This window comes from Paraglaciecola sp. (assembly GCF_039964565.1).
In the GTDB taxonomy this organism is placed as follows: Bacteria; Pseudomonadota; Gammaproteobacteria; order Enterobacterales; family Alteromonadaceae; genus Paraglaciecola.
In genome coordinates this window covers 190022-204706 of the sequence record NZ_JBDVXF010000044.1, presented here as the reverse complement: position 1 = coordinate 204706, position 14685 = coordinate 190022, and the positions used below count along the sequence as shown (strand labels likewise).

Here is a 14685-nt window from a genome sequence, read left to right as displayed (position 1 = left end):
CTCACTCATTAACTACAGGACTTAGAGCATGAGCAAACTTCTTAAGCTAGTTGCAATCGCATTGGTATTCACCTACCTAACCTTATCAAGTTTTGCTATTGCAAAAAAAACCTACGAAAAACAAGAGCCACCTCGAGAGCTCACTCTAGAACAAGCCGCAACTGCAGCAGCTAATTATCAAAAATATTGTGTTTTGTGTCATGGAGAAAATCGCGAGGGACATAAAAATGATCACGCTCCATCGTTACGCGCCAAAAGTTTATTTGAATCCGGTGTCCCTCATTCCATTCTTCGACCTATTTCATATGGACGAGAAGGTACCGCCATGGGCGGTTACCTTGATGAAATGGGAGGGCCAATGACGCTTGATGAAGTTTGGGACTTAACCTATTGGTTATTCTGGCAGTCAGGTGCTGAACGTGTAAAGTTATCTGAAAATCCTGTAGATGGGGATATAGTTAGAGGTGAGCAGGTATATCAAGACAATTGCGCGTCGTGTCACGGTATAAATGGCGAAGGTGTCAATGCGCCGGCCTTAGGTAATCAATCAGCCTTAGCCCATAACAAAGATGAGTTTATTCGTTACGCCATTGAAAACGGTCGTCAAGATACGCCCATGTTGGCGTTTGACGATAAATTATCAGCAGCTGACATCGACAATGTCACCGCTTTTCTTCGTAGTAAAGCAAGCGGATGGAAAGCCGAAAAAGTGGTCTTAAGGGCATTACCTACCCCCGACCAATACATTCTTAATCCCGATAATGACGACCCTGATTTTAATTTAGATCAGGGAATGTACGTCTCCTCTAAAGATTTGTATCAAGCCTTATTAGATAAAAAGAAAATGGTCTTGCTCGATACACGTGTTGCCTCAGTTTGGCAAAGAGCCCATATTGAGGGTGCAATACCCTTTCCCTATTACACTGAGTTAGAAGGCCACCTAAAAGATTTACCCAAAGATGTGCAAATTGTAGGTTACTGCTCATGCCCAAGAGCCGCCACTGAGTATGTAATAAAACAACTTCGAGAACTGGGCTATAAAAAAACTGCGGTCTTGTATGAAGGAATCTTTGGTTGGATGAACTTTGGTTACCCAGTGATGCGAGCTGAAGGAATAGTTGATGACAAAGAAGAAGCATCTTTACATTAAGTCAATAACGAGACCTGAATTAGGCATATCTGTTAACGCGATTATGATCAGATTTATTTACTAATAAAGAAATGTGCAAAATTGTGTTGTAACTTTTCAAAGTATTGGCCCACATGCAAACCATCCACTAACGCATGATGTACCTCTACTGAAACGGGCATTAGGATTTCGTTTTGAGTATGTTTATATTTTCCCATTACTATTCTGGGTATCGAGTCATGCTTATCTTGTTTTTGCGCATGGGCAAAGCTCGTGAAATGCAACCAAGGTAACACCGAACAAAAAATCTTATTATGCTGTTGATTCGATGAAACCAAAGACTTTGAACCGTTTTTAACTCTATCAAGTTGCTGAACTGCATGTTGGTAAAACGAATCAAAATTAGTACACTCACCAAAATCACAAAAACTGAAGCTTTCATCATTATTAAGTACAGTACAACTTAGTGCTAGGTTGTTATGAATATCCACTTCGTCATTATTAATACGATACCTAAACGCCTCTATTTGATTGGCGGTATATCCCAGAAGAAACAACGAGCAAATAAAATAAGAAAGCTGATTTTGTTTGCAATAATGTAGAGTGTGAGTGACATCAACCGTCGCACACACATTAAAGAATGGTTGCTTAAATTCAGAATAAAATTCAAATTGCGCGCGTCTATTCCAACTACTAAGATCAATTTTTTTCATGAGTTTCAATGCTGCATTGGAATGTCACAGATAGTAACCCGTTTGCAGCTATAATATGAATAAGATGCTTAAAAAATTTTATATCGGCAGTTTGCGTTAGGGAGTATTAATCAGTTAATTGCACCTTTTCAACTCTCTATTACCCTGTTTCTACCCTCTTTTTTACCTTGGTACAAAGCTTTATCGGCTAAATCCACACAATGTTCGACCGAAGACAGTTGTTCCCCATTGAGAGTACAAACACCTATAGTGGCGGTTATCTTTAACTGGACATTATTGTTTAGACTAATAGTGGATTGTTCGATACTGGAGCGAATTTTGTTGGCAATATCTTTGGCTTTTTGAGCATTAATACTTTTTATCACTACTATAAACTCTTCGCCACCAAAGCGGCCGGCCAAGTCACTGGAATTACGTACGTTGTGTTTTATTAGTTGAGCAACCTGTTTTAAACAGATATCACCAACCAAATGGCCATGACTGTCGTTAATCGTTTTAAAGTGGTCGAGATCAATCATCATTACCGACAAAGCACTTTTTTCATCTTTAGCTTGGTCAATTGCTGACTGTAAAAAACTCATTACCGAGCGGCGATTATTGAGCCCAGTTAACAAATCAGTTTCTGCTTGTTTACTAATTTGGTTGCCCAAAGCACCATAAATTCGATTAAACTCAACCCCTAACTTGGTAGCCAATAATACTGCTAAAGACAACCATAAGGCTCTTGATGCGGTTTTGCTTTGAGGTACACTTTCATAAGTAAAATCAGGAAAAACGCCAATACTTACGAATAAACTGATCACTAATATTATGACCGTAAACCCGCTCAGCCAGGTATATTTCCCATTACTGACAAGAGCCATAAAAATCGGAATTAAAGGAAATAAAGAAGCAAACTGACTGTTAACACCACCAGATACAAAAGTAATCGGGGCTAAGATTAACAGGCCTACATAAACCAGCAACAATGGATACCAAGCTTTAGGTTTCGAATATTTGAAAAAAACAAATATACAACCCATGGTTACCGAATTGGCGATACCCAAGTAAGTAAATACATGATCCTGCTCAATCATCATGGGCCTAATGACCGTCGCCAATGACGTAATGAAAAAGATTAAGAACGCACTCTTTAAGGTGATTTCATGCCTAACTTTTTCAATAAACACCGAACCTTCCTTAACCTTATTGAGAAAAGCTAAACGTTAACATCAAATATTACTATACCGCTACCCCTGCCCAACCGGAATACTAAAAGTACCAGCATGAATGCTTTCAATATCGATCGCATCAAAGCTATAACAAGCATGGCAATATTGGCAGTTCATTTTTATATCACCGTCTTTAGCTACAATGTCCAACAATTCTTCTTTACTTAAGCCAGAAAGTGCATTGGCGCTGCGCTCTTTACTGCAATTACATTTAAAAACCACATCTGTCGCAGGATACAACTCTATGTCTTCCTGATGATACAAACGGTGTAAAATATCATCAGCAGACAATTCGAATAATTCTTCATTTTTGATTGTTTCGGTTAATGTACTGAGATGTTCAAACGCTGTATCTACTTTATCTGTAGCTTGACTGCTAGTAGGCAAGATTTGTAAAAACATACCGCAGGCTTTAGCGTGATTTTCAGTGAGCTGAGTGCGTAAAATCACCTTGGTGGCGAGTTGTTCGGATTGTTCAAAGTAACCTTCAATACATTCTGCTAAGCTCGGTTTATCTAATGCCACCATGCCTTGGTACCGCTCCCCTTGCTCTGGCGTAATAGTGATTACCAGCACCCCTTTTTGCACTAACTCGCTAAAGTCTGAAGGCAAGGTTATTAGCGCCTCATCCCAACGGGCCACCCCCCTTAATTGTTGATTGTGAGTACCATTAATTACCGCGTAACTAAGTGGTCCCTCTCCTTGAATTTGAATGGCAATATCTCCTTCAAATTTTAACGTGGCGGTTAATAAACTAGCGGCAGCCATTAATTCACCCAAAAGCTGCTGAATAACTGGCGGATATGGATAAGAATCTAAAATTGCTTGGTAACTTTTTTCAAGGCGTACCATTTCACCTCTAACATTACCTTGATTAAATAAATACCGATGAAGTTGATCAAATGCCATTTTATTTACCTTGCGAATTACTGTTGTTTAAATTGAATGATTTGGCGACGCTGTTTTTTATCTGGTCGGTGATCAGGTCGAGGGCTGTGAAAAATGCTTAGTTTACGTGCTTCTGCGTTTCTTGCACGCAAGGATTCGCTGGCTGAGGTTTCTTTGTACATTAATTGCGCTAAAGGCGCTCCCTGTCGCTGTTCTTGTAGCTGCATTACCACAACATCTTTTAAATCATAACCTTGGGGAACTTTTATGGTGGCCCCTAACTCTACTATTTTGCCGGGTTTACTGCGCTGCCCGTTATATTGCACTTTACCAGATTGCACCGCATCTCTGGCAACAGAACGCGTTTTATAAAATCGAGCTGCCCAAAGCCACTTGTCTAAGCGAACATTTTTGCTTTTATCAGGAGTTTTTTGCATAGGTTAGACTCTTTAAATTTGTAATTTTTTGTAACGATCGAAGATTAAGGTTGTCGCCTTTGTCCCTACTAGTTATCATTGCTGAGTTAAGCTTTAATTTTAAATATCCCACCGAGAGACAATGACAGTCGTTAATCATACCGCTAATCAATTATGGCTCCAACTAGTCAAAAACCAACAAAAAATAAATTTGTTGGTGGTAATGCTATTGGCGATTTTTTTACTTGCTTATGCCGCAGAACTGACATGGCGTTTATGGCCCCAACCTGCCAATAACAGTAGGTTAGATAATATGTCTATCGGCCAGCCTGTTAAACAGCAACGTTCTGACAACAATTTAAATTTGGCTGACATAAAACGACTCAATCTGTTTGGCAATTATAATGCGGCACCTGTAGTTGAGAAAGAAGTCACCGACGCACCAGTCACAAGGCTTAGTTTGACCCTAACAGGTGTAGTGGCAAGTACCTCAGAGGATGATGGAGCTGCGATCATTGAAAATCGTAAACTACAACAAACGTATGGGATTGGTGAAAAAATTGAAGGCACAAACGCGTCATTGCAAAAGGTTTATCCCGACCGCGTCATTATTAAAAATGGCGCAACCAGTGAAACCTTAATGTTGGACGGTGTGGATTATAAGAAAAATGTCTTGCAAGTAGTGAGTAAGGCGCCTGAAGAGAATACTCCAAAGAGTCACTCTGATACTGAACGCCACACATTATCCGATGCAGCCATTCAAGCCAGCAGAAATTTACAACAGCAACCGGCGAACTTTATTGATTACATCAGTGTATCGCCACACCGTCCTAATGGAGAGTTGACTGGATATCAGGTCAGTCCCGGTAAAAAGCCGGCTCTGTTTCAAGCGGCAGGATTAAAATCGGGTGACGTGATCACCGACATAAATGGCTTAGATTTAACCGATATGCAACAAGCGCTAGAAGCGATGAACATGCTCAAAGAGTTACAATCTTTGCAAATGACTGTGCAACGCGCAGATGAACTTATTACTATTTACCTTGATCTACCCCAAGGGGAAGAGGAACCTGAAACATGATCTTTAAGTCACGCAATCGTCTGATTGTTCGCAAACGCTCGAATTTATTCAAAGGATTACTCCTTGCTGTTGGTAGCGCGTTTTTTGCTGTTTCGAGCCTAGTAGCTGCAGCAGATTATTCCCCCAATTTTAAAGACACTGAAATTGGCGAGTTTATCAACATTGTGGGTAAAAACCTTAAAAGGACTATTATTGTTGATCCCAATGTAAGGGGAAAAATAACGGTTCGTAGTTATGACCTGTTAACTGAAGATCAGTATTACCAGTTTTTCCTAAACGTATTACAAGTCTATGGTTATTCTGCAATAGAAATGTCAAGTGGTGTAATCAAGGTCATCCGCTCTAAAGACGCAAAATCTTCGAACATTCCAGTGGTAGGCGAAAACTTACTTGATGGTGATGAAATGATCACTCGCGTTGTACCAGTGTATAACGTGCCAGTAAGAGAACTTGCTCCATTACTTCGCCAGCTTAATGATACAGCCGGTGGTGGTAACGTAGTGAGTCACGACCCGTCAAATGTAATGATGCTTACAGGCCGTGCAGCAGTGGTTAATCGTTTGGTAGAAATAATAGAACGAGTAGACCAAGCAGGTGATGAAGAAGTCGAAATTGTTGAGTTGAAGTACGCTTCTGCCACTGAATTAGTACGTATAATTGAAAGCATCAATAAATCTCAAGGCAAAACAAACGCGAGTGATAAATCAGCACCTAGAGTTGTGGCCGACGATCGAACCAATAGCATAATAGTCAGTGGTGATGTAAAAGCTCGAACTAGAATAGTTAATTTAATTCAGCGAATGGATTCGGAGCTAGAATCCAATGGCAACACCCGAGTTATATTCCTTAATTATGCTAAGTCAGAAGACCTAGTCAAAGTTTTGCAAGGCGTCAGCGCCAGCATTCAAGCTGATGGACAAACGAATACTAAAAATCGTCAATCTAGTGCTCGTGATGTCAGTATAGAGTCTCACCAAGAATCAAATGCATTAGTGATTACAGCTGAACCCGATATGATGCGCTCACTAGAAGAAGTGATACGCAAGTTAGATGTACGCCGTGCCCAAGTGCAAGTAGAAGCCATTATCGTCGAAGTATTTGAAGGTGATGGAACTACATTAGGGGTGCAATGGGCCAATGAAAAAGGCGGTGGCACTCAGTTTACTAATGGTGTGGTTGGCATTGGCTCGCTGGCGATTGGAGTAGAACAAGCAACAGATAGTACCACTACTACAACAGGCTTTGACGACGATGGCGATCCCTACTCCTATGACTCTACTGAAGAAGGTGACTTTACTACTCTAGCCTCGTTATTAGGTGGCGTAAATGGCTTCTTGTTAGGTGGAGTCACTAACGGCTGGGGAGCAGTTTTACAAGCAGTAAGTACAGATACCAATTCGAATATTCTAGCGACACCACACCTGACGACTATGGACAATGAAGAAGCGTTTTTCATTGTCGGTCAAGAAGTTCCGATTATTACCGGATCGACCACTGGTTCAAGCAATACCAACCCGTTCCAATCTGTTGATCGTCAAGAAGTAGGCATAAAATTAAAAGTCACGCCACAAATTAACGAAGGTGACGCGGTTCAATTATTAATTGAGCAAGAAGTGTCAAGTGTTAGTGGTGCCACATCTGTCGACGTCATCATCAACAAACGTGAAATTAAAACCTCAGTTATCGTAGACGATGGTGGCACTATAGTACTCGGCGGATTAATTGATGACGCGGTACAAGAAAGTGTTTCTAAAGTACCTTTATTAGGCGATATCCCACTATTAGGTCATTTGTTTAAGTCGACCTCTACGAGTGTAAGCAAACGTAATCTGATGGTATTTATTCGCCCAACCATAGTGCGTGATGGTGTGACTATGAACGAAATTAGTCAGAAAAAATATCAATATATACGTGCTGAACAACTGAAACGTCAGTCACAAGGTATTCCTTTAATGCCCTTTACTGATGGACCTTCTTTGCCAGAATGGGATGAAAAATTAAGTCTGCCACCTTCTTATGAAGACTACCTACTTAACAAAGATAAAACAGAGGATAAAGACTAGTTATGTCATCCGCACATTTAAGCGCAGCGGATGCTGAAGAGCAGGCCTTGCTGGAGTCGGGTGCCGATCTGGATAAACCGATCGATGAGCCCGAGCACAAACAATTGGCATTTAGTTTTGCAAAACGTCATCAAGTACTACTTGATACTGGCGAAAAACCCGCCATTTTATACCATACAGAAAATACTAAATTTCCTGTTTTTGCCGAAGTTAGACGTTTTTTAGGTGCAGAGTTTCGTCTTAAGGAAATCGAGCTCGATAAGTTCGAATCCATACTAACCAGTGCGTTTCAACGGGACTCTTCTGCAGCGAAACAGCTAATGGAAGACATAGGCAACGAGAGTGACTTATTTAGCCTAGCGGAAGAATTACCCGACACCGAAGATTTATTAGAAAGCGAAGATGACGCGCCCATTATCAAGCTCATTAATGCCATGTTAGGTGAAGCCATTAAGGAAGGTGCTTCTGATATTCATATTGAAACCTTTGAAACCCAGCTATTAGTGCGTTTTAGAGTTGATGGTGTATTGCGAGAAATTTTGCGGCCGAACCGCAAAATGGCCTCGATGTTGGTATCGCGTATTAAAGTTATGTCGAAAATGGATATTGCCGAAAAACGAGTTCCCCAAGATGGCCGTATCACATTGCGTATTGCTGGTCGTGCGGTAGATGTGCGGGTTTCTACTATGCCTTCTAGTCATGGCGAACGTGTAGTATTACGTTTACTCGATAAAAACAACGTACGTCTAAATCTGCAAGACTTAGGTATGACAAAGACCAATCGAGACGTCTTTGCTGACCTAGTACACAAACCGCACGGTATTATCCTAGTCACCGGCCCGACGGGCTCAGGTAAATCAACCACTTTGTATGCAGGTTTAAGTGAAATAAACTCCAAAGACCGCAATATTTTAACGGTTGAAGATCCGATTGAATTTGATTTGCAAGGTATTGGGCAAACTCAGGTTAACGCTAAAGTAGATATGACCTTTGCTCGCGGTTTAAGAGCAATATTACGTCAAGACCCTGATGTAGTCATGGTAGGTGAAATTCGAGATCTAGAAACAGCACAAATTAGTGTACAAGCCAGTTTAACCGGCCACTTGGTTATGTCAACGTTGCACACTAACACGGCTGCTGGTGCCATCACTCGATTGGAAGATATGGGTATCGAACCTTTCCTATTATCTTCAAGTTTATTGGCGGTATTATCGCAACGTCTAGTACGTACTTTGTGTCCAGATTGTAAAGTTCCACATATACCTAGTGAGCAAGAATGTCAGATTTTGGGACTAGAATCCGCAGATTCATCTGGTCATGCTATTCATTCACCTAAAGGTTGCGCTGCGTGTAATCAAACGGGTTACCGTGGCAGAACCGGTATTCACGAATTATTAGTAGTAGACGAAGGAATACGAGAGCTGGTGCATACGGGTCACGGTGAACAAGCCATAGAAAAATATATCCGCAAAAGTACACCCAGTATTCGTGATGATGGTTGTAATAAAGTGCTGCAAGGAATGACTTCGCTTGAAGAAGTTTTACGAGTGACAAGGGAAGATTAAATGGCAGCTTTTGCATATCAAGCCATGGACAAAGGTGGCAAAAATAAAAGTGGTGTATTAGAAGGCGACAACGCTAGGCAGATACGTCAACAATTGCGCGAAAAAGGGTTAATCCCTATGCAGGTTGACCAAGTTGCTGAAAAAGAACGCAAATCGCAGACTAGCTTTAAGTTATTTAAAAACACCATATCTGCCGCAGACTTGTCATTACTTACTCGCCAACTTTCAACATTAGTTGAAGCGTCCCTGCCTATAGAAGAGGCCTTATTAGCTGTAGCCGAACAATGTGAAAAGCCACGTCAAAAAAATATGATGATGGCGGTACGAAGTAAAGTGGTGGAGGGTCACACTTTAGCGGATGCTATGGCAGAGTTTCCTCACGTATTTGACGACTTGTTCCGTGCCATGGTGGCAGCAGGTGAAAAGTCTGGCCACCTAGACACAGTACTGAACCGATTAGCCGACTACACAGAAAAACGCCAACAAACAAAAAGCCAAATTACTCAGGCCATGGTTTACCCAAGCATTATGATGTTTTTTGCTTTTGCCATAGTCATATTGCTATTAACAGTAGTGGTGCCCAAAATTGTTGGTCAGTTTCAAAACATGGGGCAAGAATTGCCCACCATCACTCAGATAATGATTAATATAAGTGATTTTCTGCGGACTTATGGGTTAGCAGTGGCCGTTGTTGTCATGACAATTACAGTCATCATCAACAGCATGTTACAAAAACCAGTAATGAAGAAACGCTATCACAAATTTATCCTTGGCTTACCCCTAATAGGCAACCTTTCGAAAGGTTTAAACACCGCTAGATTTGCGCGTACACTAAGTATTTTGACTTCTAGTGCCGTGCCACTTTTGGAAAGTATGCGTATTGCCAGCGAGGTACTCGAAAATCTACATATAAGGGATGCTATTAACAATGCTGCAGGTTTCGTAAAAGAAGGCTCAAGCTTGAGAGCGTCACTAGAACAAACCAAAATTTTTCCACCAATGATGATGCATATGATTGCGTCAGGTGAACGAAGCGGCGAATTACAACAAATGTTAGGGCGCGCCGCAGACAATCAAGACAGACAATTTGAATCTTTGGTGGGTGTGTCACTCAAAATATTCGAACCTATACTAATTGTGACTATGGCAAGCGTAGTATTATTTATTGTACTGGCGATCCTGCAACCTATTTTAGCTTTAAACTCTATGGTGAACATCTAATGAAACAACATAACACTTTAAACAACAAACGTAAAAACACCGGCTTTTCTCTTATTGAGGTCATGGTGGTTTTACTAATTATCGGCATTATGGCGGGTATGATCGCGCCGCAAATATTGGGAAACCAAGAAGAAGCGCAGCTTAAATCTGCAGCCATTGATATCCAAAGTCTAGAAAATGCCCTCACTCAGTATAAGTTAAGTAACAATGTTTTCCCGACAACTGAACAAGGTTTAGAAGCCTTGGTGAGTGAACCTACCGTCGACCCAATTCCTCGCAACTATAGAAAAAACGGCTACATTACTCGCCTTCCTAATGATCCTTGGAATAACCCTTACCAATTGATTAGCCCTGGGGAACTTGGACAGATTGATATTTTTTCTAATGGTCCAGATGGTGAGCCAGGCACCGAAGATGACATCGGTAACTGGAATATTAGCGACTATTTAAACTAATTTATTTTATCGTTCACTAAAATGATCACTAAGCGTTCTCCCTTAGCAAAGCACCTAGGATTTAGCCTGATTGAAGTCATGGTGGTGTTGTTTATTATGGGTATCGCGACCAGTGCTGTGGTGTTAAGTTATTCAGGCGAAAGCGGTGAAGATTTACTTAAAAAGCAGACCCAGCGTTTGCAAGTCGTATTCAATATGGCGTCTGATTACGCCGTACTGAATCAAAAACAGCTAGGACTACGGGTCGAAGATAAAGACAACATTTATTATTTTATGTACTTAGATGATGAACAAGAGTGGCAAAAAATAGACTTTGATGAAACGTTTAATGAACATCAACTGCCTGAAATGTATAGCTTAGAGTTGTCGTTGACAGACTTACCTTGGGAAACCGAGGAAAGCCTTTTTAGTAGTGACGGATTTGATGAAGAACTCTCAGTATCTAACGAAGGTGTGGAGATAGGTGATGAGGAAGAAAAAAAACTAGACCCTCCACAGGTTTTTATTTTTTCAAGTGGTGAAATCACGCCTTTTTCCATCACATTAGCTTACGAACCAAGTTTTAGTAACGACCTACCAAGTTACTACCGCGTAGACGGTCAAGACAGCACACCTTTAACTGTAGAAGGGCCTTTAGATGAGCCCTAACACCTCGCTTGTGGTTAGGAAAAAACACAACACTGGATTGACCTTACTTGAAGTACTAGTCGCATTGTTTATTTTTGCACTCACTGGCACCGCCATCATGAAAGCAGCAAGTGACCATCTCACTGGAGTGGGGCAAATTGAAGATATTACCTTCGCTACTTGGGTCGCTAATAATCGCCTTAATCAAGTGCACATTGATAACACTTGGCCCATTAAAAATAATCAAAAAGGCGAACAAGAAATGGCTGGCAGAATATGGTACTGGCAACAACGCACCATTAAAACCAGTGACGATGACATGGTTCAAGTAGAAGTCACGGTTGGGTTAGACGAACAATATCAAGACTCAGTTACTTCAATCAGCACCTTTATTGCAAAGCAAATTTGAATATGAGCGCCTCTGCAACTCGACATCACTATGGCTTTACCTTAATAGAAATAATGGTCGCCATGGCAATATTTACCCTTATAGGGCTGGCGAGCACTGGTGTGCTCAATTCAGTCATCAATAGTGACCAACTCTCCTCAGAACGTTTTGCTAAATTGGAGACACTACAAAGAGCCATGCTAACCATGGAGCGCGATATACTGCAGATTGTGCCGCGCACTGTGCGTGTTAACAGCGAATTTGTAAGCGCCGTTTTAACTGGCGGTGAAGATGTATTAGAAAGCGATGCTGATGGCATTAGTTTTGTTCGAATTGGTTGGTATAACCCCCAAATGTTGCTACCTCGCAGTACCTTGCAAGCAGTAGGCTACCGCATTCAAGAAGAACAGTTGCAACGCTTATACGGTAATTATGTAGACAACGTTATTGGTTACGAACCTAAAATAAAAACCCTATTAACGGACATAGAAGATTTTAGAGTTAGCTTTTTAACTGATAGAGAGCATCTTGAAGAACCTGAGAAATGGCAAGAATCCTATTCGGAATCCGCTCTTCCGTTTGCCATTTCTATTACGATCGTCAGTAAAACTTTTGGTGAGATCCGCCGCGAATTTATGTTGGCAAATGGACAATGAGTCAATTTAAGAGCAAACAACAAGGCGTTGCCCTAATCATAGTGTTACTCATTGTCGCTATGGTAAGTGTGATGGCCACAGAAATGGGCAGTCGCTTGCAATTGCAAATCAAGCGCGCATCTAACATTAAAGAAAACACCCAAGCCTATTGGTATGCCATGGGAGCAGAACAATATGCGCGCAAGTCAATCAAACAACTCATGACTTTAGATGGTAATGTCATACACCTAGAGCAACAGTGGAACCAAGAGTTTGCCTACCCAATTGAAGGGGGTGGCATACAAGCACAACTGTTCGACATGCAAAGTTGCTTTAACCTCAATGCCTTAAAAGAGCCTAAAGTTGTCCCGGGCAATAGCGGCAGCAGTAGCGGCAACCCTTTATTGCCTGAACGTATGTTGGCGTTTGAACGTTTATTACAAAATATAGATCCTGCAATCCCAAGTTATAACGTAGATATGTTGCGAGACTCTTTGGTGGATTGGTTAGACGAAAACAACAGCCCAACCGGATTTGGTGTAGAAGACAGCGAATACGAAAGCTTACAATTTCCTTATGTTGCTGCCAATAACTACATGATCCACAAATCTGAATTACGCTTAGTCAATGGGGTAGAGGTTTCTTGGCTAAATGCCTTACTCAAACTAGTTTGTGTATTACCGAATGACAGTTTATTTTCTATCAACATCAATACCGTGAGTGAAGAAAACGCAGCAATAATCGCAGCAGCTACTGGGCTTAGTTTACCTGAAGCCGAATCTATACTTTCAAATCGTAGTTCAGGTGCGTTTCAAACCACACAAGATTTCTTAAATGACCCTAGCATAGTGGCATTAAAGCTTAAAAATGAACAAATCGACTGGTTTGATGTAAAAACATCGTATTTTATTTTACACACCAAAACAAAGTACAATGAATCAACTTTTGCGATGCAAACCTTATTTAAGGTTGACTCTAATAACAATGTGAATGCCATCAGGCGTGATTTTAGTGGATTTTGATGGTCTAGTTGTCAACGATGAGAATTTTTAATCCATAACAAACAGGGTATATAAACCTTATGGAACAGTTAGTAGTGCGCTTAGGCGCCGATCCAGATGAAGCTATTCATTGGATAGTATGGTCTAACCAACAAGACGAGATAATTGCGTCTGGTGTATTACCAGATGCCACTCAGTTGGCCACATTAACCGACAGAGCCGGAAGAAGACCAATTTGTGCGTTGGTGCCTACCAGTGATATTTTGCTTAAATGGGTGGAGTTACCCGCAAAAGCCGGAAGAAAGGCCATTGCCGCCATTCCTTATATTTTGGAAGAAGAGATCAGTGGCGATATTTCCGAGCAGTTTTTTGCACTTGGTCCCAAAAAGGCCAACAAACAAGCTGTCGCCATTGTTAGCAAGGAAAAACTGCAAAGCTGGTTGAATATTATCGAAGCAGCAGGACTATCCTGCGACCAACTCGTGCCGGACGTTTTGGCGTTGCCATTGGCAGATACTGACGCTTGGTCAATATTGGAGTTGGGCGAACAGCTATTGGTTCGCAAGGATGATTGGGCAGGCTTACAAGGAGAGAGAGATTGGCTTATTCAAGCTATCAATCACCTAGCTCGTCAATACGCAAATGAGAATGAACGGGCACTTTTAGTTAACGATTATTCTGGCTCGGATTTGGCTAATATCGATAATCTAGAAGTCACAGTAATGCCCCTTGATATGCCGATGAAAGTTCTAGCTAAAGGCTCTGAATCCGCGACATTTAACCTATTACAAGGTGAATTCAAGGTTAAGAAAAAAGTTGGCGGTGACTGGAAGAAATGGCGTTTAGCTGCCGTGTTGGCAGTTATTGCTCTGTTCACTAGTTTAATTGATAAAAATATTGAAAACGGCCAACTCGAACAACGCCTAGCTCAGGTAAAATCGCAAGTGAGCAGCGAATACAAGCGAGCATTTCCAAACGCAGGCGCTTATCGTGACCTTAGAAGTACTATGGAGCGCCAAATGAAAGCCTTAGAGCAAGGTGGCGGAAATGGGGCATCAGTATTAATTATGCTGAGCCAACTCAAACCTGCTTTTGAAGAGTCCAATATTAAGCCTCAAACATTGCGCTTTGACAGCAATCGTGCTGAGTTACGCATTCAAGCAGTGGCTAGTAACTTTGGCGCATTAGACAAGTTCAAGCGTCAAGCAGAAGCGCAAGGCTTTACGGTAGAACAAGGCTCTATTAACCAAAAAGACAACCAAGTAATCGGCACTATGTCGATTAGGAGTTAA

At 41.3% G+C, this 14685-nt stretch carries 15 protein-coding genes; 11 read left to right on the top strand and 4 right to left on the bottom strand.

The genetic code is table 11. From position 1 onward, the window contains the following. The first annotated feature begins 28 nt into the window (after nt 1-28). Nucleotides 29-1150 (top strand): c-type cytochrome, encoded by a 1122-nt coding sequence (locus tag ABJK37_RS20675; RefSeq protein ID WP_348357801.1) that lies wholly within the window; start codon nt 29-31, stop codon nt 1148-1150. Nucleotides 1151-1203: 53 nt separating this feature from the next. On the opposite strand, the gene ABJK37_RS20670 is transcribed toward ABJK37_RS20675, so the two are convergent. The 4 genes from ABJK37_RS20670 to hslR all read right to left on the bottom strand — a co-directional run bounded on the left by ABJK37_RS20670 (nt 1204) and on the right by hslR (nt 4378). Further along, nucleotides 1204-1842 (bottom strand): chloramphenicol acetyltransferase, encoded by a 639-nt coding sequence (locus tag ABJK37_RS20670; protein ID WP_348357799.1) that lies wholly within the window; start codon nt 1840-1842, stop codon nt 1204-1206. 128 nt (nt 1843-1970) lie between these two features. Next, nucleotides 1971-3011: a GGDEF domain-containing protein gene (locus ABJK37_RS20665; protein WP_348357797.1), complete on the bottom strand. Its 1041-nt coding sequence runs from the start codon at nt 3009-3011 to the stop codon at nt 1971-1973. A 60-nt stretch (nt 3012-3071) separates the two neighbouring features. Further along, on the bottom strand, nt 3072-3962 hold the full coding sequence (gene hslO / locus ABJK37_RS20660; RefSeq protein ID WP_348357795.1) for an Hsp33 family molecular chaperone HslO: 891 nt from the start codon (nt 3960-3962) through the stop codon (nt 3072-3074). Nucleotides 3963-3979: 17 nt separating this feature from the next. Then, on the bottom strand, nt 3980-4378 hold the full coding sequence (gene hslR, locus ABJK37_RS20655; RefSeq protein ID WP_348357793.1) for a ribosome-associated heat shock protein Hsp15: 399 nt from the start codon (nt 4376-4378) through the stop codon (nt 3980-3982). A gap of 121 nt (nt 4379-4499) precedes the next feature. On the opposite strand from hslR, the gene gspC reads away from it, so the two are divergent. Genes gspC through gspL form a run of 10 tightly spaced genes read left to right on the top strand, consistent with a single transcriptional unit; the run spans nt 4500 to nt 14685 of the window. Next, nucleotides 4500-5438, top strand: coding sequence for a type II secretion system protein GspC (gene gspC / locus ABJK37_RS20650; RefSeq protein WP_348357791.1), 939 nt, complete (start codon nt 4500-4502; stop codon nt 5436-5438). Beyond that, nucleotides 5435-7501 carry a type II secretion system secretin GspD gene (gspD, locus tag ABJK37_RS20645; RefSeq protein ID WP_348357790.1) on the top strand — a complete coding sequence of 689 codons (2067 nt, stop codon included), beginning with the start codon at nt 5435-5437 and terminating at the stop codon, nt 7499-7501. Before gspC ends, gspD begins: the two co-directional genes overlap by 4 nt. A gap of 2 nt (nt 7502-7503) precedes the next feature. Further along, on the top strand, nt 7504-9066 hold the full coding sequence (gspE, locus tag ABJK37_RS20640) for a type II secretion system ATPase GspE (protein WP_348357788.1): 1563 nt from the start codon (nt 7504-7506) through the stop codon (nt 9064-9066). Further along, nucleotides 9067-10287, top strand: coding sequence for a type II secretion system inner membrane protein GspF (gene gspF, locus ABJK37_RS20635; protein ID WP_348357786.1), 1221 nt, complete (start codon nt 9067-9069; stop codon nt 10285-10287). Next, complete coding sequence (gene gspG, locus ABJK37_RS20630) at nt 10287-10742, top strand: type II secretion system major pseudopilin GspG (RefSeq protein ID WP_348357784.1); 456 nt, start codon at nt 10287-10289, stop codon at nt 10740-10742. Before gspF ends, gspG begins: the two co-directional genes overlap by 1 nt. Nucleotides 10743-10763: 21 nt before the next feature. Further along, on the top strand, nt 10764-11390 hold the full coding sequence (gene gspH, locus ABJK37_RS20625; RefSeq protein WP_348357782.1) for a type II secretion system minor pseudopilin GspH: 627 nt from the start codon (nt 10764-10766) through the stop codon (nt 11388-11390). Next, complete coding sequence (gspI, locus tag ABJK37_RS20620) at nt 11380-11778, top strand: type II secretion system minor pseudopilin GspI (RefSeq protein WP_348357780.1); 399 nt, start codon at nt 11380-11382, stop codon at nt 11776-11778. The genes gspH and gspI overlap by 11 nt, the downstream gene beginning before the upstream one ends. Nucleotides 11779-11780: 2 nt before the next feature. After that, on the top strand, nt 11781-12413 hold the full coding sequence (gspJ, locus tag ABJK37_RS20615; RefSeq protein WP_348357778.1) for a type II secretion system minor pseudopilin GspJ: 633 nt from the start codon (nt 11781-11783) through the stop codon (nt 12411-12413). After that, a complete protein-coding gene (gspK, locus tag ABJK37_RS20610) occupies nt 12410-13414 on the top strand; it encodes a type II secretion system minor pseudopilin GspK (protein ID WP_348357776.1) in 1005 nt (334 codons plus the stop codon). Before gspJ ends, gspK begins: the two co-directional genes overlap by 4 nt. Nucleotides 13415-13473: 59 nt before the next feature. Further along, nucleotides 13474-14685 carry a type II secretion system protein GspL gene (gene gspL / locus ABJK37_RS20605; RefSeq protein WP_348357774.1) on the top strand — a complete coding sequence of 404 codons (1212 nt, stop codon included), beginning with the start codon at nt 13474-13476 and terminating at the stop codon, nt 14683-14685.